19 protein-coding genes are annotated in these 20,771 nt (G+C 62.9%); 8 read left to right on the forward strand and 11 right to left on the reverse strand.

The features are described from left to right. Positions 1-214: 214 nt before the first annotated feature. Positions 215-1,633 (reverse strand): sensor histidine kinase, encoded by a 1,419-nt coding sequence (locus V6657_RS08180; protein ID WP_048932447.1) that lies wholly within the window; start codon positions 1,631-1,633, stop codon positions 215-217. After that, the gene (locus tag V6657_RS08185; protein ID WP_048932446.1) at positions 1,630-2,322 is read right to left on the reverse strand and encodes a response regulator; all 693 of its coding nucleotides are present in this window, start codon (positions 2,320-2,322) and stop codon (positions 1,630-1,632) included. Before V6657_RS08185 ends, V6657_RS08180 begins: the two co-directional genes overlap by 4 nt. A gap of 207 nt (positions 2,323-2,529) precedes the next feature. Here V6657_RS08185 and V6657_RS08190 point away from each other — a divergent pair, with 207 nt between their 5' ends. Next, positions 2,530-3,597 carry a porin gene (locus tag V6657_RS08190; RefSeq protein ID WP_048932445.1) on the forward strand — a complete coding sequence of 356 codons (1,068 nt, stop codon included), beginning with the start codon at positions 2,530-2,532 and terminating at the stop codon, positions 3,595-3,597. A gap of 73 nt (positions 3,598-3,670) precedes the next feature. Here the strand turns inward: V6657_RS08190 and V6657_RS08195 are convergent, their stop codons facing one another. The 9 genes from V6657_RS08195 to V6657_RS08235 form a co-directional block, all read right to left on the reverse strand. After that, positions 3,671-4,786 carry a J domain-containing protein gene (locus V6657_RS08195; protein WP_048932444.1) on the reverse strand — a complete coding sequence of 372 codons (1,116 nt, stop codon included), beginning with the start codon at positions 4,784-4,786 and terminating at the stop codon, positions 3,671-3,673. Between the two features lie 143 nt (positions 4,787-4,929). Continuing rightward, complete coding sequence (locus V6657_RS08200) at positions 4,930-5,724, reverse strand: ABC transporter ATP-binding protein (RefSeq protein ID WP_048932443.1); 795 nt, start codon at positions 5,722-5,724, stop codon at positions 4,930-4,932. Between the two features lies 1 nt (position 5,725). Next, positions 5,726-6,634 (reverse strand): ABC transporter permease, encoded by a 909-nt coding sequence (locus tag V6657_RS08205; RefSeq protein WP_048932442.1) that lies wholly within the window; start codon positions 6,632-6,634, stop codon positions 5,726-5,728. 176 nt (positions 6,635-6,810) lie between these two features. Then, the gene (locus V6657_RS08210; protein ID WP_048932441.1) at positions 6,811-7,791 is read right to left on the reverse strand and encodes an ABC transporter substrate-binding protein; all 981 of its coding nucleotides are present in this window, start codon (positions 7,789-7,791) and stop codon (positions 6,811-6,813) included. A 296-nt stretch (positions 7,792-8,087) separates the two neighbouring features. After that, the gene (locus V6657_RS08215) at positions 8,088-8,885 is read right to left on the reverse strand and encodes a peptidylprolyl isomerase (RefSeq protein ID WP_048932440.1); all 798 of its coding nucleotides are present in this window, start codon (positions 8,883-8,885) and stop codon (positions 8,088-8,090) included. Positions 8,886-8,908: 23 nt separating this feature from the next. Then, positions 8,909-9,181: a BolA family transcriptional regulator gene (locus V6657_RS08220; RefSeq protein WP_048932439.1), complete on the reverse strand. Its 273-nt coding sequence runs from the start codon at positions 9,179-9,181 to the stop codon at positions 8,909-8,911. Further along, on the reverse strand, positions 9,181-9,765 hold the full coding sequence (locus V6657_RS08225; protein WP_048932438.1) for a septation protein A: 585 nt from the start codon (positions 9,763-9,765) through the stop codon (positions 9,181-9,183). The genes V6657_RS08220 and V6657_RS08225 overlap by 1 nt, the downstream gene beginning before the upstream one ends. Positions 9,766-9,810: 45 nt before the next feature. After that, positions 9,811-10,197: a peptide-methionine (R)-S-oxide reductase MsrB gene (msrB, locus tag V6657_RS08230; RefSeq protein ID WP_048932437.1), complete on the reverse strand. Its 387-nt coding sequence runs from the start codon at positions 10,195-10,197 to the stop codon at positions 9,811-9,813. Positions 10,198-10,345: 148 nt separating this feature from the next. After that, positions 10,346-11,929: a YdiU family protein gene (locus tag V6657_RS08235; RefSeq protein WP_048932436.1), complete on the reverse strand. Its 1,584-nt coding sequence runs from the start codon at positions 11,927-11,929 to the stop codon at positions 10,346-10,348. Between the two features lie 346 nt (positions 11,930-12,275). Here V6657_RS08235 and V6657_RS08240 point away from each other — a divergent pair, with 346 nt between their 5' ends. The 7 genes from V6657_RS08240 (at position 12,276) to V6657_RS08270 (ending at position 20,760) form a co-directional block, all read left to right on the forward strand. Beyond that, positions 12,276-13,904 (forward strand): 3-(methylthio)propionyl-CoA ligase, encoded by a 1,629-nt coding sequence (locus V6657_RS08240; RefSeq protein WP_048932435.1) that lies wholly within the window; start codon positions 12,276-12,278, stop codon positions 13,902-13,904. Positions 13,905-14,133: 229 nt separating this feature from the next. Next, positions 14,134-15,390 (forward strand): branched-chain amino acid ABC transporter substrate-binding protein, encoded by a 1,257-nt coding sequence (locus tag V6657_RS08245; protein WP_048932434.1) that lies wholly within the window; start codon positions 14,134-14,136, stop codon positions 15,388-15,390. A gap of 125 nt (positions 15,391-15,515) precedes the next feature. Further along, positions 15,516-16,463: a branched-chain amino acid ABC transporter permease gene (locus V6657_RS08250; RefSeq protein WP_031329260.1), complete on the forward strand. Its 948-nt coding sequence runs from the start codon at positions 15,516-15,518 to the stop codon at positions 16,461-16,463. Next, complete coding sequence (locus V6657_RS08255; protein ID WP_048932433.1) at positions 16,464-17,798, forward strand: branched-chain amino acid ABC transporter permease; 1,335 nt, start codon at positions 16,464-16,466, stop codon at positions 17,796-17,798. It begins immediately after the preceding gene. Further along, positions 17,795-18,571, forward strand: a complete 777-nt coding sequence (locus tag V6657_RS08260; protein ID WP_048932432.1) for an ABC transporter ATP-binding protein — start codon at positions 17,795-17,797, stop codon at positions 18,569-18,571. The genes V6657_RS08255 and V6657_RS08260 overlap by 4 nt, the downstream gene beginning before the upstream one ends. Then, positions 18,571-19,290, forward strand: a complete 720-nt coding sequence (locus tag V6657_RS08265; protein ID WP_048932431.1) for an ABC transporter ATP-binding protein — start codon at positions 18,571-18,573, stop codon at positions 19,288-19,290. The genes V6657_RS08260 and V6657_RS08265 overlap by 1 nt, the downstream gene beginning before the upstream one ends. Positions 19,291-19,479: 189 nt before the next feature. Beyond that, complete coding sequence (locus V6657_RS08270) at positions 19,480-20,760, forward strand: SGNH/GDSL hydrolase family protein (protein WP_053166312.1); 1,281 nt, start codon at positions 19,480-19,482, stop codon at positions 20,758-20,760. The last annotated feature ends 11 nt before the right edge of the window (positions 20,761-20,771 follow it).

The following is a 20,771-nucleotide window of genomic DNA, read 5'->3' on the forward strand; positions in this document are numbered from 1 at the left end:
CCGATTGGGTGACGACTGGGGTGTGCTCTGAGTGTAGGTCGCGGCCAGCGCAGGTGCGGCGGGCGTTACAGATGGGGAATGGAGCCAATTCTGCCGGAGCAGACCGGGCGATTAATCTGCCTGGAATTGGTGCGCCGCGTCGTCACGCAAACGGTGCACGGCGCGTGGCCGCATGCCGTGTCGCTCAGAAATAGATGTTGTCCTGCAGCAACCGCTACACAGATTCGTCGACCGGCGCGAGCGCCAGATAGACGCTGACAGTCAGCCCACCGCCATGTGTTTCCGACAGTGCAACGGTGCCACCATGCATGCGCGCAATCTCGCGCACAATGGCCAGGCCCAGGCCACTGCCGTCGTGGCCCTCCGATACAGCGCCACGATAGAACCGGCTGAAGACCGCATCGCGCTCGGGCACGGCAATGCCGGGGCCGTCATCTTCCACTTGCAGCACGGCCTGTTCGCCGAGCATGGCCATCGCCTGCCGTTTGACCCGCAGCGTGACCCGCGCGCCGTGGCCGGCATAGAGGATGGCGTTGTCAAGCAGGTTGCCGACCAGTTCTTGCAGCCACTGGGGCTCGCCGGCCACGGTCACGGGTTCGTCGCCTTCAAAGCCGAGATCGACGCCGGATTTGCGTGCCACCGGTGCCAGTTCGAGCGCCACATCACCGGCCAGCGTGTCGAGGCGCAGCGGCTGGAGTTGCGGGGCGTAACCGCTGTCGGTTTCCAGACGCGAAAGCGACAGCAACTGCTGCACGCCACGCGCGGCCTGTCGCACGGTGCCGTGCAGCGGCTCAAGGTGGCGGCGGATGCGATCGCCGTCGGGCTCGCGTAGGGCGAGTTCCGATTGCGCCTGGATGACGGCCAGCGGCGTCTTCAATTGATGTGCCGCATCGGCAAAGAAGCGCTTGCGGGCCTGCACCATGCGCAGCAGGCGCGCCACGTACTGGTTGATGGCCTCCACCAGCGGGGCGACTTCCGCAGGCAAGCCGTGCTGGTGCAGGGGGGCCAGTTCATCGGTGCCGCGGCCGGCCATGCTTTCGCTCAACTGCCGTAACGGCCGCAGCCCGCGCCGTACGCCCAGCCAGACAATGCCGACGGCCAGCACCACCAGCAGCACTTCCTGCTGCAGCGAGCCCGCCAGGATCTCGTGGGCCAACGCCTCACGCGGCTCCAGCGTTTCGCCCACCAGTAGCCACACCAACTGAATCTGCGAGGACTGCGCGTCGCGCACGGGTACCGCCTGGGCTGCTACGCGCACCTGCATATTGCGGAACGTGGTGTCGTAGAAAACGGAGTGATACGGCGTGGGTTGCCGCCCACCGGGCAGAGGCAGTTCGTTGTAGCCGGTGAGCGTGTTGCCAGCGGTATCGGCAATCCGGTAGAAGATGCTGCTGCCGGTTTCCGACTCCAGAATTTCCAGCGCCAGATAGGGCAGGTCGATGCCGAAGCGCCCTTCGCGCAGGCGTACGCCTTCGTGCATGGCCTTGAGCGATGCGCCCAGCGTGCGGTCAAACGCGGCGTGCGCGGCGTTCATGGCGCGCGCGTAGGTCAGCCAGGCATCCAGCGCGAGCAGCCCCAACAGCGGCAACAGCAGCCAGAGCGAGAGCTGCCGGCGTAGGCTCGGCTGGCTCATGGGGCCGCATCTGCTGGCGCGCCCGGTGTGGCTTCCAGCAAATAGCCGAGTCCGCGCAGCATGACGATGGCCACGCCACTGCCGTCGAGCTTCTTGCGCAGGCGGTGCACATAGATCTCGATGGCATCGGCGTTGACCGATTCGTTGATGCTGAAGATCTTTTCCGAGATGGCGGCTTTGTTGACGGCGCGGCCGTCGCGCAGCATCAGCACCTCCAGCACAGCGCGCTCGCGGCCGGTGAGGGCGAGCAGTTCGCCGTTGAGCGTGAAGGCCCCGCTGATGCCGTCGTAGTGCAGCGGGCCGCATTGCAACTGCGTGCTCTCGTGGCCGTGGCTGCGGCGGATCAATGCGCGGGCGCGCGCTTCCACTTCGGTCAGGTCGAACGGTTTCGCAAGGTAATCGTCAGCCCCGAGGTTCAGGCCGCGCACGCGTTCTTCCACGGCGCCGTGTGCGGTCAGGATCATCACCGGCAGGGGGTTCTTGCGGGCGCGCAGGCGGCGCAGCACTTCCAGCCCATCCAGGCGCGGCAGGCCGAGGTCGAGAATGGCCAGGGCGTAGTCCTGCGTGGTCAGCAGCAGATCAGCCGCGTGGCCGTCGTGCACGCAGTCAACCGTAAAGCCGGCCTGGCTGAGGGCTTCTTCCAGCGTACTGGCCAGCTTCAGGTTGTCTTCGACCAACAGGATGCGCATATCGGATTCTTCTTGCAGAGCCGCAGAGAAATACAGATATCCCTCCGCGTTTTGAAGCTAGGGGAAACCCCCGATTCTGCCTAGGTACACCCTCCCAATTTCCCGGCAATCGAAAGTGAACTGAAAGTGCGTCCCTCATACGATCCGTGCCGCCCAAGACCCCGTCACGGCGGCGCTTGCGGCAGGACAACGAATAAGGGAGACCTGATGAAAATGACTTCGATGGCGCTGGCGGCAGTTGCATTCGCCACCGCCGGCTCTGCAGCCGCACAATCCTCCAACGTGACCCTGTACGGGATCGTCGACTCGGGCGTCGAGTATGTGAACCACGCTGGCCAGAACGGTGGCAGCGTCACCCGTCTGGTGTCGGGCGGCAAGAATACGTCGCGCTGGGGCATGCGCGGCACGGAAGACCTGGGCGGCGGCTTGAAGGCCCTGTTCAACCTGGAAAGCGGCATCGCCGTCGACACCGGCAAGCTGGACACCGACAACGTGCTGTTCGACCGCCGCGCCGTGGTGGGTCTGGCAGGTGGCTTTGGCCAAGTGGTGGCCGGTCGCACCTTCACGACCACGTACGACTTCATGCTGCCGTATGACCCGATGGGCTACGCACCGAACTACTCGTGGGCCACGTCGTCCACCGCCACGGGCGGCCGCAAGGACGGTCTGTTCTCGCGCTCGTCGGATGCCATCCGCTATGACGGCACCTTCGGTGGCCTGAAGCTGGGCGCCACCGTTGGCTTTGGCGAGGCAGCAGGCAACTTCAAGCGCTCGTCCAAGTACGACCTGGGTGTCGGCTACAGCGTGGGCGGCTTCTCGGCTGCCGCCACGTGGGATCGCCAGAACGGCGCGGGCACGAGCGTGACGCCGGCTGACACGACGGACTACATCCAGGGCATCCACGCCGGTGCCAGCTACGACTTCGGTGCACTGAAGCTGTTCGCGGGCTACCGCAACTACAAGCGCGCGTTCACCACGACCGCCGCCACCCAGCGCAGCGACATGTATTGGGCCGGTGCCAGCTACGACTTCACGCCGGCGTTCACGCTGTACGGCGCGGTGTACAAGCAGAACATCAAGGGCGTGAACAACTCGGCGGATCCGATCCTGTTCTCGCTGCGTGGCCAGTACGCGCTGTCCAAGCGCACCACGGCGTATCTGTCGGCGGCCTACGCCAAGGCCCAGAACGGCCAGAACGTGAGCCTGTCGCGTGATGTGGTTGGCTACGGCAACAGCCAGATTGGTGTGACGGCGGGTCTGCAGCACCGCTTCTGATCGTAGTTTCGGTCGCACCAAACAGGGCGGGCACCTTCGGGTGCCCGTTTTGTTGGATTGAACCGATTCCCTTTCAAAAGGGTATCGAATCGCTGGTCGATTGCGCGCGTTTCAACATGCGCCTCAGATCCTTGATGTCGTCAAATGCGGCAAGGTCCTGCTCAAGGTTGCGAATCGTGTGGTGCAGGGCACCGATGTTGGTGGCGAGGTTCTGCAGGGGCGCATCCGGAGATAGCGCCCCGGCCCGATGGTACCCGTAGGTGTGCCGGAACGTCGTCTCGACGCGGTGGATTTGTCGGTCGAGTTCGCGCACCTGGTCTTTCAGAATCTCGTTGTAGTGCGTCAGCCGCGCTTCGCTCAGGTGGTTGATTGAGCGCTGGTCGATGTGGTCGAGTTCAAGCTGTAACTCCAGCAGGTGCAACAGGTTGCCCTTGTCATAGGCCTCGTTGACGCGCTGCATGAGCCGAGTCTTCCGATCGCGTTCCTGTGGATCGGTCTCGCGGTCGGGGTGCAGGGCGCTGGCGAGCTTGCGATAGACCTCGCGAATGGACAGGGTGATCTGCGCCTGTTCCTCTTGCTCGCGTGCTTCCGCCGCAAGCTGTTTGGGGGATTTTTCCCGGGCAGCCCGGCGGGCTTCGCGCTTGCTTGCGAGTGCTGCCTTTTTCGCCGCCTGCTGCTCGATGTGCGCTCGGGCGCGTTTCAGCACGGTGTCCTGCGAATGCGCATCCGCGTCATCCCCCAGATCGACACCAAGCATCGCCTCCAGCCGCGATTTCATTTCCGCGGCTTGTGCTGAGGCTTCACGATCGAAGTCCGTTCCGCTGTACTTGTTGTAGATGGCCTTGAGGCTGGCTTCTTCATCGATCAAGTTGCCGGCCAGATCGACGATGAGGGCGGATATCTTGCGGCGCTCGGGCTTGGTGAGCCCATCGTGCTCGTAGGCCTGGTCAAGGCTGCGCACCATCCGGATTTGCAAATCGACGCGTGTTCGCTCAAGCGGCAAGAACTCGCCGGCATACCGGCCCTGAAACTGGATGGTGGCTGCCTCCCAGTCAGCTAGCCGCTTGCGCCGATTCTCGATCTGCTTGATCAGTGCGTTGAATGATTTCTGCCCTTTCGACAGCGTTGGCGCGTCTTGTTGGTTCTGATCGGGCGCAATGCTGATGGCCGGACGGCGTGCCTTGGTCATGGCAGGGTGTTCAAGAATGCGAAAGACATCACGGTTGACTGTGCATTGTAGGCAGGCGGCTTGGCGGCGACTCCATGGGTGAAAAGAAAACGGGCACCCGAAGGTGCCCGTTCTTCATGGTGCGTTGAAGCGTTACGCCGGCATCAGCCCAGCAGCAGCGCGTCGTCGTCCACCTTGGCGCCGCGCGTTTCTTCGAACTTCTGCAGCAGGTGCGGCACATCCAGGCCTTTGCGCTCCTCGCCTTGCACGTCGAGGATCACGTTGCCCTGGTGCAGCATCACCGTGCGGTCGCCGTAGTCGAGCGCCTGGCGCATGGAGTGCGTCACCATCATCGTCGTCAGCTTGGACTCCGAGACGATCTTGGCGGTCAGCTCCAGCACGAAGGCAGCCGTTTTCGGGTCCAGCGCGGCGGTGTGCTCATCCAGCAGCAGGATGCGCGACGGCTGCAGCGAGGCCATCAGCAGGCTCACGGCCTGGCGCTGGCCGCCGGAGAGCAGACCGATGCGATCGGTCAGGCGGTTCTCCAGCCCGAGGTCCAGCCGGCGCAGTTGCTCGCGGAAGATCTCGCGCCACTTGCGGTTGGTCGCGAACTTGAAGCCGCGACGCTGCCCGCGGCACATGGCCAGCGACATGTTCTCTTCGATGGTCAGGTTCTCGCAGGTGCCGGCCATCGGGTCCTGGAACACGCGGGCGACCTTGTCGGCACGTTGCCATGCGGTCTTGCGGGTAACGTCTTCACCGTTGATGGTGATGCTGCCCGAATCGACCAACTGGTCGCCGCTGATGGAGTTCAGGAACGTCGACTTGCCAGCGCCGTTCGAGCCGATCACGGCCACGAACTGGCCCGTGGGAATCTCCAGTGACAGGCCGCGCAGTGCGCGCGTTTCGATGGGGGTGCCGGGGTTGAAGGTGAGGGTGAGGTTTTGTGCGCTCAGCATGTCAGTTCCCCTTGGTTGCAGTCTTGGCGAACTTGCCGAACACCTTGCGGCGCACACCCGGCAGCACGAGCGCGATCACCACCAGCGCGGCGGTCACCATGTTCAGATCCTGCGCCTGCAGGCCGATGAAATCGCTGTTGAGCGCCAGGGCGATGAAAAAGCGATACAAGATCGCGCCCACCACCACGGCCAGCGTGGTCAGCACCAGGCGGCGTGCCGGCAGCACGGTCTCGCCGATGATGACGGCAGCCAGGCCGATGACGATGGTGCCGATACCCATCGACACGTCAGCGCCGCCTTGCGTTTGCGCGTAAAGCGCACCAGCAAGGGCGACCAGCGCGTTGGACAGCGCCATGCCGGCCAGCGTGGCGCGGCCGGTAGCCACGCCTTGGGCGCGCGCCATGCGCGGGTTGGCGCCGGTGGCACGCAACGACAGGCCAATCTGCGTGGAGAAGAACCAGTCCACCAGCAGCTTGACGATCACCACGACCACACCCAGCAGCACCGGGCGGAAGACGTAGTCAGGCATCCATTCCGGCTGCAGCAGCGAGAACACCGTCGGCTCAGAGATGAGCGGTACGTTCGGCTTGCCCATGATGCGCAGGTTGACCGAGTACAGCGCGATCATCATCAGGATACTGGCGAGCAGATCCATGATTTTCAGGCGCACGTTGAGCCAGCCCGTGACGAAGCCCGCGAAGGCACCGGCCAGCGTGCCGCACAGGGTCGACACGAACGGATCGTGTCCGCCGGCGATGAGCGTGGCCGCCACCGCGCCGCCCATGGGGAAGCTGCCGTCGACAGTGAGGTCAGGGAAGTTGAGGATGCGGAAGGAGATCAGCACCCCGAGCGCCACGAGACTGAAGATCAGACCGATCTCCAGGGCGCCGAGCAATGAAAACAGTGACATGACAGAGTAAAGCGCGGTGGTTGGGCACCGGCCTGTGTGCAATGAACGGGGACGCTTGTGGGTAGGAGCGTAAGCGCCCGGCCATTATGCGGCGGATAGCCACGTTGGGGCTCGGGCAGCCAGACCCGCGCCGGGCCGGCTCCGGTTGTGCGGAGGCCGACCTGGCGCCTTGCGAGTTACTTGATGACTTCCTTGGCGTCCTTCAGCAGGTCTGCCGACAGGGTCACGCCTTGCTTCTTGGCGGCGCCTTCGTTCACGAACAGTTCCAGATCGGTGCTGCCGGCCGAAGCGATCGCGCCCGGCTTCTCACCCTTCAGGATGCGGGCGACGACCTTGCCGGTCTGCTGGCCGAGCTTGTAGTAGTTGATGCCCAGTGCAGCGATGGCACCGCGCTTCACGCTGTCCGTATCGCCAGCCACCAGCGGGATCTTCGCTTCGTTGGCCACCTTCACCAGCGACTCATACGCCGACACCACGTTGTTGTCGGTGTTCGTGTAGATCACGTCGACCTTGCCGATCAGGTTTTTGGCGGACGGAGCGATGTCCACGGTGCGCGGAGCAGCCGATTCCACCAGCGTCATGCCTTGGGCCGACAGCAGCTTCTTCAGTTCGTTGACGACCACCACCGAGTTGGCTTCACCCGGGTTGTAGACCATGCCCACGCGCTTGGCATTCGGCACCACGCGCTTGATCAGAGCGATCTGCTTGTCCAGTGGCAGCTTGTCCGACACACCGGTCACGTTGGTGCCGGTCGGCTCCCAGCTCTTGACCAGTTGCGCGGCAACCGGGTCCGTCACGCCGGAATACACCACCGGGATGGTCTTCGTGGCAGCCACAACAGCCTGCGCCGACGGCGTGGCGATGGCGACGATGGCATCCGGCTTGTCACCGATGAACTTGCGGGCGATCTGCGCGGCGGTAGCGGTGCTGCCTTGGGCGCTCTGGTATTCCCACTTCAGGTTCTTGCCGGCGTCGAAGCCTTCGGCCTTCAGCTGTTCCTTGGCGCCGTCGCGGATGGCATCGAGTGCCGGGTGCTCAACGATCGCCAACACTTCGACCGACTTGGTGGCCTGGGCCAGTGCCGGCGTGGCTTGCAGAAGCGCCATCGGAATGGCGGCAAGCGCTGCAAGGCGAACGGCATTCTTGAAGCTGGACATACGGATCTCCTGTTTCCCTTTTGGGTGGTTTCGCTCTGACAACGGGCGGGATGAGCCCGCGCTGGCGTGGTTGGTTTTCAGACGTTCTTGAGCGCACCGAAGCAGTGCAAAGCTGGCGCACGTGGGCGCACATTATGAGACAAATCTCACCGCTTTTCAGCAAACACTTCAGAAGCGTTTTGGGGCATACCTGATTGACTGGGCAAGGGTTTCGGGTTGCGCGCTATCTATCGGCGGCCCAAAAATCAAAAAGGGGCACGAGGCCCCTTTTTTGACGGCCCCGTGCGGGGCGCTGGTTACTGGATCTTCGCCTTTTCGCGCAGATCCTTCAGCATTGCCTGGAACTTGCTGCGTTGCCAGTTCTGGTCGCCCATCATCATTTCGAGCAGTTGCGGCTTGACCTCTTCGTACGACGGGATCTTCGCGTCGCGCGTGTCGTCCAGGCGGATCACGTGCCAGCCGAATTGCGACTTGACTGGCGTCTGGGTGATCTCACCCTTCTTCAGGCCCGTGAGCGCTGCCGAGAACTCCGGCACGTAGGTGCCCGGATTGGCCCAGTCCAGATCGCCGCCGTTGGCGCCCGATCCCTTGTCCTTCGACTGTGCCTTGGCGATGGCTTCAAAATTGCCGCCGGCCTTGAGCTTGGCGATGATCGCCTTGGCGTCGGCTTCCTTGTCCACCAGGATGTGGTGGGCGTGGTATTCCTTGCCGTTGCCGAACTGCGCCTTGATCTTGTCGTACTGCTTGTGCAGTTCGTCTTCGGTGGCGGGGCTGTTCTTGACGTAGTCTTCAAACTCGGCGGCAACCAGCACGTTCAGGCGGGATGCAGCGAGCTGTTCCTGCACGTCATCGCGCTCCAGCAGACCACGCTTGGCGGCGTCCTGCTCAATCAGTTCGCGGTCGATCAGCATCTCGCGGGCTTTGCCGCGCAGCTCCGGCGATTCGGGCTGACCCGACTTCTTGATCAGCGCGTCCACCTTGGCGCTCGGGATGGCTTTGCCGTTGACCACGGCAGCGTTCTGGGCCAGGGCAGGTGCGACGGTCGCAGCAAGGGCAACAGCCAGCAGGCTGGCGGTAAGGCTGGAAATCTTCATGGGATTGCGTTCGAGGGAAGGACTCAGACGTTTTCTTCGGGTGTGACCGCGCGGATCGCCAGGGCATGAATGGCGGTGGGCCACAGCGTGCGCAGCGCATCATACACCATGCGATGACGCGCCACGCGGCTCTTGCCGGCAAAGGCCGCGCTGACGATGTCGACGTTGTAATGCCCGCCGCCAGAGGCTGCCCCGGCGTGGCCGGCGTGCTTGGCGCTGTCGTCTTCAACGACGAGGTGGGCAGGCTGAAAGGCTTCGCGCAACAGGCGCTCGATTTCGCGCGGGTCTGCGGCCATCAGATCTGTTCCTTCGAGTTGTCCTTGGCGCTGGGGTCATTGGCGGCCTCGGCGGGGCGCTCCTGCATGTGGCGCGCCAGCCAGACGCTTTGCACCAGGATGAACACCACCATCAGGCCCATCGAGCCGAACAGCTTGAAGTTGACCCAGACGTCGGTGTCGTAGTTGTAAGCCACGTACAGATTCAGGCCGCCCATGGCCAGAAAGAAGATGGCCCACACTAGGTTCAGGCGGCCCCACATCGACTCGGGCAGCGACACCTGCTGCTCCATCATGGCGCGAATCAGGTTCTTGCGGACGAACACGACGCTACCCAGCAGTACAACGCCAAACAGCCAGTACAGCACCGTCGGCTTCCACTTGATGAAGGTGTCGTTGTGGAAGATGAGCGTTGCGCCGCCAAACACGCCGATGATGAGCAGCGACAGCCACTGCATGGCGTCCACCTTGCGGTGCTTGAACCACACCCAGGCGATCTGCAGCACGGTGGCGACCATCGCGACGGTGGTCGCCACATAAATACCGGCCACCTTGAAGGCAGCGAAGAACAGGATGACCGGGAACAGATCGAACAGGAATTTCATGCGTGAATGTGCGTGTAGGGCGCTTGCGCGGGCCTATGCGAAAGATCAATCGCCGAATTTTAGCGCAGCCGAGTTGATGCAATACCGCAGGCCGGTCGGCGCAGGACCGTCTTCAAAAACGTGGCCCAGGTGCGCGCCGCAATTCTTGCACTGCACCTCGATGCGCAACATGCCGTGCGAATGGTCGGTCTTCTCGGCGATTACCTCGCCGTTGATAGGCTGGAAATAGCTCGGCCAGCCGCAACCGGCATCGAACTTGGTCGACGATCCAAACAGCGGGGTGCCGCAGCACACGCAGTTGTAGACGCCGCGCTCCCAGTGGTCCCAGTACTCGCCGGTGAAGGGGCGTTCGGTGGCGGCCTCGCGAGTGACGCGGTATTCGATGTCGGAGAGCTGGTCACGCCATTCGGCGTTGGTTTTCTGGACGGTCATGGTGATGAGACTCCTTGTTGGTATCGACAGCCGCTTCGTGGGCGGCTGACGTTGTTTTGTCGTGTTGCGGCGGCGATCCTGACAGGCGCGGATTAGAGCATGGCGTCAGTTCCGGCGCATCACGCGCGGCGCATGTCGGTATGTCGGATCACGACGAGCAACTGACCTCCAGCGATGACGCCCAATCCGGTGCCGGCTGCGCGTAGTGCTCGAAGCCGGGGTGATCGTCAAACGGACGGGCCAGCACGGCACGCAGGTTCTCGACTTCGGAGAAATCTTTTTCTTTGGCGCGGCGGATGGCGATCTCGGCCAGATGGTTGCGTAGCACGTATTTCGGGTTGACGCGGTGCATGGCGGTCGCGCGTTCATCGTCGGATTGCGGTTCGGCCTGCAGGCGCTGGCGATACGCGGCCAGCCACACGTCGGCAGCGGCGCGGTCGAAGAAGAAGTCGCGCACGGTGCGCGCTTCTGCCGCGGCGGGTGTGTCGTCACGACGCACATCGGCGAGGTGGCGGAAGAAGAGCGTGTAGTCCGTACGCTGCGTGTGCAGCAGCTTGAACAGGTCGCCGAAGAGGGTCTCATCGGCATCCTGAGCGGTCGACAGGCCGAGCTTGGCGCGGTAGCGGGCGTGGAAGGCCGCGCCGTAGACGTCACGGTAGGTGAGCAGCGTGTCTTGTGCGGCATCAATGGCGGGCTGGGCCTGCGCTTCGTCACTCAAGTCAACGAAAACGTCGGGATCTTCGCCGAACAGCGGCAGTAGGGCCTGTGCGAGGCAGAACAGGTTCCAGTAGCCGATCTGCGGCTGCTGGGCGTAGGCGTAGCGGCCGCCGGTGTCGGAGTGGTTGCAGATGTGGTTGGCGTTGAAGCCATCCAGGAAGCCGAACGGGCCGTAGTCGAGCGTGAGGCCGAGGATCGACATGTTGTCGGTGTTCATCACGCCGTGGCAGAAGCCGACGGCCTGCCATTGCGCCATCAACTCGGCGGTGCGGCGGGCGACTTCGCGCAGCATGGCCAGGTAAGGCTGTGGTGCGGTGCGGCAGTCCGGGTAGAAGCGGTCGATGACGTAGTCAGCCAGCGCGCGCAGTTCGGGCAGCTTCTCGTTGGCGGCAAAGTGCTCGAAGTGACCGAAGCGCACAAACGACGGCGCCAGGCGCGTGACGACGGCGGCTGTTTCGATCTCTTCGCGGCGCACCGGGGCATCGGAGCCGGTCACGCACAGCGCGCGCGTGGTCGGGATGCCGAGGCCGGCCATCGCCTCCGAGCACAGGAATTCGCGGATGGACGAGCGCAGCACGGCACGTCCGTCGCCCATGCGCGAATACGGCGTGCGGCCGGCGCCTTTGAGCTGGATTTCGCAGGGGCCGTTGGCGGTCTGCAGCTCAGTGAGCAGCAGCGCGCGGCCATCACCTAGCTGGCCGGCCCACACACCGAATTGGTGACCGGAGTAGACCGTGGCGAGCGGATCGCTCCATGCGGCAATCGTGTTGCCCGTGAACACATCCAGGCCGGCAGGTGTATCGAGTGCTGCGCGCGCAATGCCCAGCGGGGCGGCCGCATCGGGTGAGAAGCCCACGAGATACGGTGCGCCCGCCGAGGACATCGGCATGGGTGGCAGACGCGTTAGAAAACGCTCACCCAGTGCGGAGAATCCGGGGGCAGCGGCGGGGCGGTCGGCCCAGTCGAAGGTGCTGATAAGGGAATCGTCAGGCAGGACGGCAGGGGAAGTCGGCATGGATCGGGGCGCTCGATTAGCACAGGAAATGGCGCAAAAACAGTGCCGAATCGTCAAGTGTTGTGAATTCCGCAGTGCAGAAAAATGCGCTCTGCGTAGGGGAAAACGCCATGTTGAGACGCAGCAACGCTATCGCGTATTGTACTTGCGAGTAAAAAAAAGCTACAGCCTGCGAACCCTTGCACCACAACGGTTCCCAGGGTTTTTCAGATGGCCGGGTAAACATGGGGGCCGCGATTGTGTGACATGCCGCAGCGCACAACAACAACCCGTTGACGTGCTAGACGATCACGGGAACAATCGGCCCAAAAAATAGAACGGTTGTTCAGTTTTTTTAGGAGACACCATGGCCCTGATGGGACAAATGATGAGCAACCCTTTGCTCATCTCGACCATCATCGAACATGCAGCGCGCAATTCCGGTTCGACTGAAGTCGTGTCACGCCGTGTCGAGGGCGATATCCATCGCACCACGTACCGGCAAGTGCGGGATCGTTCCAAGCAACTGGCAAATGCGCTGGCCGCACTGGGCGTGCAGCCCGGCGAGCGCGTCGGTACGCTGGCCTGGAACGGCTATCGCCATCTTGAAATTTATTACGGTGTGTCTGGCTCGGGTTCGGTGTGCCACACCATCAACCCGCGGCTGTTTCCAGACCAGATCGCCTACATCGTCAATCACGCTGACGACCAGTACGTCTTCTTTGATCTGACGTTCGTGCCGCTCATCGAGGGCATTGCTGCGCATTGCCCGAACGTGAAGGGTTGGGTGGCGATGACTGACCGGGCGCACATGCCTAACTCCAGCGTGCCGATGCTCTGTTATGAAGAGCTGCTGGATGCGCAAAGCGCCGAATACACCTGGCCGCAGTTCGACGAGAACACCGCTTCCAGCCTCTGCTACACGTCGGGTACGACGGGCAATCCGAAGGGCGCGCTGTATTCGCATCGTTCCACTGTGCTGCACTCATACGCATCGGCATTGCCGGATGCGCTGGGGTGCTCAGCGCAGGACGTGATCCTACCGGTGGTGCCGATGTTCCACGTCAATGCGTGGGGGCTCCCGTATTCGGTGCCGCTGGTGGGGGCCAAGCTGGTCTTTCCGGGGCCGAAGCTGGACGGCGCTTCCATCTACGAGTTGTTCGAGCAGGAGAAGGTGACCTTCTCCGCCGGCGTGCCGACCGTGTGGCTGGGCCTGCTGCAGCACGTGCAGTCCAATAACCTCAGGTTCTCGACATTCCGCCGTACCGTGATTGGTGGCTCGGCTGCGCCGCCGGCCATGATCCGGACGCTGAAATCGCTCGACGTGGAAGTCATCCACGCCTGGGGTATGACGGAGATGTCGCCGCTGGGCACGACCTGCAAGCTGATGGGCAAACACGCCGATCTGCCTGAAGAAGCCAAGCAGCACGTGCTCGAACGCCAAGGCCGCGCCATCTATGGCGTCGACATGAAGATCGTCGATGCAGAAGGCCACGAGTTGCCGTGGGACGGCAAGGCCTTCGGTGACCTGTACGTGCGTGGGCCGTGGATCATCGACAGCTATTTCCGCGGTGACCATTCACCGCTGGTGGACGGCTGGTTCCCGACGGGTGACGTTGCCAATATCGATGCCGACGGCTACATGCAGATCACCGATCGCAGCAAGGACGTGATCAAGTCCGGCGGCGAGTGGATTTCGTCCATCGATGTGGAGAACGTGGCCGCCGCGCACCCCGCCGTGCACATGGCAGCGTGCATTGCCTGCCACCACCCGAAGTGGGACGAGCGTCCGCTGCTGGTGGTGATGAAGAAGCCGGGCGCCGAACTCACGCGTGAGGAGATGCTCAAGTTCTTCGAAGGCAAGGTTGCCAAGTGGTGGATTCCGGATGACGTGGTGTTCGTCACCGAGATTCCGCTCACGGCTACCGGCAAGATGCAGAAGCTCAAGCTGCGCGAGCAGTTCAAGGATTACCAGTTCCCGGCCGCACAGGCCTAGCAGTCAGAACAGAAACCGCCGCCCGCGCACCGGCAACAGGCCGGGCGTGAGGACGGCGGACGTAAGACAACCGGATCAGGGCCAGCCGCCGCGCACCCACCAGCAGTCGGGATGCGGCGGAATGAAGCCCGGGCGCGTTGCAACCTGGAGACGCAAGCAGCCGACGTGCCCATCCGTGGCACGCGGGAGAGTGACTCGCCGGCGACTCCACCACCTGAAGGAGACACGCATGACGAAGTTCCGTCCGTTGATTGTGGCTGTGGCAAGTGTGGTGGCAATCGGTGGGGCGCTGGGGAGCGCTGCTGCATCCGCCGCTGAAACCGTCAAGATCGCCTGGATTGATCCGCTGTCTGGCCTGATGGGCGCGCTGGGCCAGAACCAGTTGCGCAGCTGGCAGTACATCGCCGACATGGCCACGCAGAAGAACTGGGCCGGCGACGGCACCAAGTTCGAGGTGGTGGGGTTCGACAACAAGCTCTCGCCGCAGGAGAGCCTGACCGTGCTCAAGCAGGTGGCCGACCAGGGCATCCATTACATCGTGCAGGGCAACGGCTCGAGCGTCGGCATGGCGCTGGAAGACGCCGTAGCCAAGTACAACGAGCGTAATCCGGGCAAGGAAATCGTCTACCTGAACTACGCGGCGGTCGACCCGGACATGACGAACAGCAAGTGCAACTACTGGCACTTCCGCCTGGACGCCAACTCCGACATGAAGATGGAAGCCTTGACCAGTTACCTGGCCAAGGACCCGAAGGTGAAGAAGGTCTATCTGATCAACCAGAACTATTCGTTCGGTCACCAGGTGGCGCGTGCGGCCAAGGAATACCTCAAGCGCAAGCGCCCGGACATCGAGATCGTGGGTGAGGATCTGCACCCGCTGGCACAGGTGAAGGACTTCTCGCCGTACGTTTCGAAAATCAAATCGTCCGGCGCAGATACCGTCATCACCGGCAACTGGGGTAGCGATCTGGCTCTGCTGATCAAGGCAGGTAAGGATGCGGGCCTGAACGCCAACTTCTATACGTACTACGGTGCCACGACAGGTGTGCCGACCGCCATGGGCGCAGCCGGCGCCGACCACGTGAAGTTTGTCGGCTATTGGAACGTCAACAACGACGGCTACAAGGGTGCGGACATCGTCGACGGCTTCAAGAAGAAGTACAACGACGACTTCTACCTGATGGCCTCGTACACCGGTGTTGCCATGCTGGCCAAGGCCATCAAGCAGACCAAGTCGGCCGAGCCAGCCAAGGTCGCCAAGGCCTTCGAAGGCATGAAGGTCGACAGCCTGAACGGCACCTTCGAGATGCGCGCATCGGACCACCAGGGCCAGCAGCCGCTCTACATCGCCACCTGGGAAAAGACCAACGGCAAGAACGTCAAATACGACCAGGAAAACACCGGCTACGGCTGGAAGACCGACGCCGTGCTCGACCAGTACGTCGCGTCGCAGCCGACCTCCTGCCAGATGAAACGTCCGCAGTAAAACGGTAGGTGGTGTGCCGAAGGGCCGCCCGATGCTATCGTGCGGCGATGTTTTAAACGGGGAAAGGCGTGGGCCGCTGCCGCATTTTTGCGGGACGGTCCATGCCTTGCCGAGAGGGCTGTAGCGTGGAATTTCTAGTCATCAATCTCTTGAACGGCATCAGCTACGGGCTGCTGCTGTTCATGCTGTCTTCGGGCCTGACGCTGATCTTCAGCATGATGGGCGTTCTCAACTTTGCGCATGCCAGCTTCTACATGCTGGGGGCGTATTTCGCCTACGTCGTCAGCGGGTATCTGGGCTTCTGGACCGCGCTGATCGTGGCGCCGCTGCTGGTGGGCGCCCTGGGTGCGGTGGTCGAGCGCTTCGGCCTGCGTACCGTGCACCGCTATGGCCACGTTGCCGAGCTGCTGTTCACCTTCGGCCTGGCCTACCTCATTGAAGAAGGCGTGAAGCTGGTGTGGGGCCTGCCGGCCGTGCCATACCGCGTGCCAGAGGTGCTGGACGGTCCGCTGTTCACGCTGTTCACGTCGTCGTTCCCCAAGTACCGCGCGTTCATGATGCTGGTGTCGCTGTTGATGCTGGTGGGAATTTTCCTGCTGCTCACGCGCACGCGCATCGGCCTGGTCATTCAGGCCGCGCTCACGCATCCAGACATGGTGGAAGCGCTCGGCCACAACGTGCCGCGTGTGTTCATGCTGGTGTTCGGCGGCGGCTGTGCATTGGCCGGGCTGGCCGGCGTGATCGGCGGCAACGCCTTCGTGACCGAGCCGTCGATGGCGGCGGCAGTCGGCTCCATCGTCTTCGTGGTGGCGGTGGTGGGCGGCATGGGGTCGCTGGTGGGCGCGTTCATCGCATCGCTGCTGATCGGCTGCATTCAGACGTTTGCCGTCACGCTGGATATTTCGGTGACGAGCGTGCTCCAGACGATCGGTGTCACGCTCCATCCGGACGTGCCGCTCATCTCGGTCTGGAACCTGACGATTGCGCAAGTCGCGCCGGTGCTGCCGTACCTGCTGCTGGTGCTGATGCTGATCTTCCGCCCGCGTGGGCTCATGGGTACGCGGGAGAGCTAAATGGAACGCACTATGCACCAACAAGCGCAACAACAAGGGGCATTGCCGGCCAATGATCGCGCGCGAACAATGAAGTTCAGGCCGGTCAACCTCGCCCGCTGGCTCATCTGGAGCATCACGGCGCTGGTGATGATCGTCCTGCCGCTGATCTGGCCGCAGGGTTTTGCCATCACGCTGCTCTCGCAGATGGGCATCATGATCATCTTCGCGCTGTCGTACAACATGCTGCTGGGGCAGTCGGGCATGCTGTCGTTCGGGCACGCGGTGTACGCCGGCCTGGGTGCCTTCATGGCCGTGCACGTGCTCAACAAGATCGGCGCGATGCAGACGCTGGGTGTTGCCGGGCCGCTGGCCGTGGCGTTGCTGCCCATCGTGGGCGGCTTGGGCGGCGCGCTGTTCGGCGTGATCTTCGGCTACGTCACCACCAAGAAGGCTGGCACGACGTTCGCGATGATCACGATGGGCATCGGCGAGATGGTCTTCGCCAGCGCGCTCATGTTTCCGGACTTCTTCGGTGGCGAAGGCGGTGTGTCGACCAACCGCAGCATCGGCGATGCGCTTGCCGGCGTCAGCTTTGGCCCGGCGCGCCAGGTGTATTACCTGATCGCCGCTTGGTGCCTGATCTCGATGGCGCTGATGTACGCGTGGACGCAGACGCCGCTGGGCCGTATCGCCAACGCCGTGCGTGACAACCCGGAGCGTGTGGAATTCATCGGCTACAACACGCAGCGCGTGCGTTTTCTGGTGGTGATTCTGTCAGCGTTCTTCGCGGGCATTGCCGGGGCGCTGTCTTGCATCAACTTTGAGATTGTGACGGCTGAGAACGTCTCGGCGGTGAGGTCGGGGGCGGTGCTGCTGGCGGCGTTCATTGGCGGTATGGGTAGCTTCTTCGGTCCGATCATTGGCGCGGTGCTCACGGTGTTCTTTACCGTGGCGCTGTCGGGTATCACCAAGGCGTGGTTGCTTTATCTGGGCTTGTTCTTCGTGCTGATGGTCATGTATGCGCCGGGCGGTATCGCCAGCCTGCTGGTGATGCATCTGCCGATCGCGCGGCGCGGCAAGTTGAAGACGCTGCTGCCGGCCTACGGCGTGGCATTCGTGCCGGCGGCCATCCTGCTGGTGGCGCTGATTTCCACCGTAGAGATGATCTACGCCGTGCAGGACGAGGGTTCGGGCGGCGTGGCAACGCTGTTCGGCATGTCCGTCGCACCGACCACCTGGATGCCGTGGGCCGTGACCGCCGTGCTGTGGCTGGTGGGTGCCTTCGGCCTACGTGTCGCAGCGGGCAAGCTGCGCACCGCCTGGGACAACGCCTTGCAGGAGCCGCAACCATGAGCCAACCCATTCCCGCGCTGGAACTGCGCGATGTCCGCAAGCGTTTCGGTCAGACCGAGATCATCCGGGGCGTGAACCTCACCATCGGCAAGGGCGAGCGCCACGCGCTCATCGGCCCGAATGGCGCAGGCAAGTCGACCACGTTCAACCTGATCTCGGGCCGCTTCCCAGCCAGCTCGGGCAGCGTGCGCCTGAATGGTGAAGAGATCAGCGGTCTCGCCCCGTTCGAGATCAACCGCAAAGGCCTGTCGCGCAGCTTCCAGATCACCAACATCTTTCATCGGCTGACGGTGTTCGAGAACCTGCGTTGCGCAGTGCTCTGGTCGCTGGGCTACAAGTACTCGTTCTGGCACAAGCTGGCCGAGTTGCGCGATGCACGTGAACGCGCCGAGGAGGTGCTTGAGCAGATTGGCATGACGCATCGGCGCGATGCCGCCGCAGGCATGCTGACGTATGCCGAACAGCGTGCGCTGGAGATCGGCATCACCATCGCCGGCGGTGCCGACGTGATCCTGCTGGACGAGCCGACTGCCGGTATGAGCCGCTCCGAGTCCGACCACGCAGTCGACTTGATCCGCAAGGTGACAGTCGGCAAGACGCTGGTGATGGTCGAGCACGACATGAGCGTGGTCTTTGGCCTGGCCGATCGCATCTCGGTATTGGTCTACGGCGAGGTGATTGCCACCGACACGCCCGAGGCCATTCGCAACAATCGTCGCGTGAAGGAGGCCTACCTCGGCACCACGCTGGACGAACCTGCAGGAGCGCATTGATGGCAACCAATACTCCCATGCTCGAAGTACGCGACCTGCACGCGTACTACGGCAAGAGCCACATCCTGCACGGTGTCGACATGCACGTGGGCGAGGGCGAGATCGTCGCCTTGCTCGGCCGCAACGGGGTGGGGCGCTCGACCCTGGCCAAGTCCATCATGGGCATGGTCAAGCACGAAGGCGAGATCCTGCTGCGCGGCAAGAATGTGAGCGGTATGCGCACCTTCGAAGTGGCGCATCAGGGTATCGGCTATGTGCCGGAGAACCGCGACATCTTCCCGACGCTGACGGTACGGCAGAACCTGTTGCTGGGCGAGAAGCGCAACCCGAGTCAGCCGAAACCGCGTTGGCTGTTGGAAGACATGTACCGGATGTTCCCCCGGCTGCAGGAGCGGGAGAACACGCCGGCAGGTGTGCTCTCCGGCGGCGAGCAGCAGATGCTGACGCTGTGCCGCACGCTGATGGGTGATCCGGATTTCATCATCATCGACGAGCCGACCGAAGGGCTGGCACCGCTGATCGTGACGCTGGTGGGCGAGTATCTGAAGACGCTCAAGGAGCGGGGGATCTCGGTGCTGCTGGTGGAGCAGAAGCTGGCCATTGCCCTCGACATCTCACAGCGTGTGTATGTGATGGGGCATGGGCAGATCGTGTTTGAGGGAACGCCCCAGCAGCTGAAGGCGGACGCGAAAGTCCGGCAGGAGTGGCTGGAGGTTTAAACACCGCTTTGAGCTTCTCGTTCGACAGAGGGCCCGCATGGAGAACCGTGCGGGCTTCTTCTTTTGTCGAGTTGCTCCCTCAGTTGACAAATTTCTCCTTGAAGTCAGCGAGATCGGTCGCTACGAATCGAATGGGCCACGCATTCGATCTGGCCCGACTCATGCGATAACACTCAATGGAGACACCACATGCGCAGAAGCTTCTTTCCGCAGCGTCTTGGCCGTGCAATCGCGGCGATCACCTTGATCTCACTGACCTCTCCGGCGCTGCATGCCGACGAGGACAATCGGGCCAACGGATTCAATGACCGTTGGGTAGCAACCTGGACAACCAGCGCGGATCGCAATATCTATCCGACTGCGCCTAAGAGTTTTCCCGCAGCAACGACCATTCGCCAGATCGTCCATACCAGTGCGGGTGGCGGCCAGTTGCGCCTGCGGTTGAGCAATGAATTTGGGACGGCGCCCGTGATCGTCGGCCCGGTGCATGTTGCGCTATCTGCCGGGGGATCGAGAATCCTCCCGAACTCGGATCGCACTGTCACGTTTGGCGGAAAAGCCACCACCACGCTCTATGCCGGCGCACCGTTGATCAGTGACCCGATCGACCTTCCCGTTGCACCGTTGTCGGATGTTGCCATCTCACTGTTCCTGCCCAACGCGACGACGCTGGGCACGATCCACAACTACGCGGCGCAAACCGCCTATGTATCGAGCGGCGACAACACGGCTGCGCCCGATCAGCCATCGTCAACGCGGCACACGAGCCGGTTCTACGTGTCGGGCTTGCTGGTCAAGACACAGAACCAGCCGCGCACCGTCGTTGCGTTTGGGGACTCGATTACGGATGGCCAGAATTCCACGACCGATGCCAACAAGCGCTGGCCGGATGTGCTGTCAAAGCGCCTGAATAGCAATGGCCCGTGGGGCGCGTTTGCCGTGCTCAACCAGGGGATTGCCGGCAACCGCGTCCTCGCAGACTTGGCAGGGGTGAGCGCTCTGGCGCGCTATGACCGGGATGTCCTGAGCCTGCCGGGCGTGCAGTGGGTCGTCCTGCTGGAGGGGATCAACGATATTGGCTTTCCCGGTACATCGTTGGCTCCCTCCAGCCCGCTTGTTGCGGCGGAAGACATCATCAACGGGTACCGGCAGATCATCGTGCGTAGCCGGCAACACGGCATCAAGATCATGGGCGGCACGTTGATGCCGTTCAAGGGCTCGGAGGTGCCGTATCCGAACTATTGGTCGGCCCAGAAAGAGGCGACGCGCCAAGCGGTGAATCACTGGATCCGTACCAGTGGCGCGTTCGATGCGGTGGTCGATTTCGATGCGGTAGTGCGCGATCCGGCAAGTCCACAAAACCTGCTGCCGGCGTTCGACGGCGGAGACCACCTGCACCCGAATGACGCGGGCTATGCGGCGATGGCCAATGCGGTCAATCTTTCGACGCTGCGATCCGTTGGGCCGTGAACCTGTGGCCG

Source organism: Ralstonia sp. RRA, from assembly GCF_037023145.1.
GTDB lineage: Bacteria > Pseudomonadota > Gammaproteobacteria > Burkholderiales > Burkholderiaceae > Ralstonia.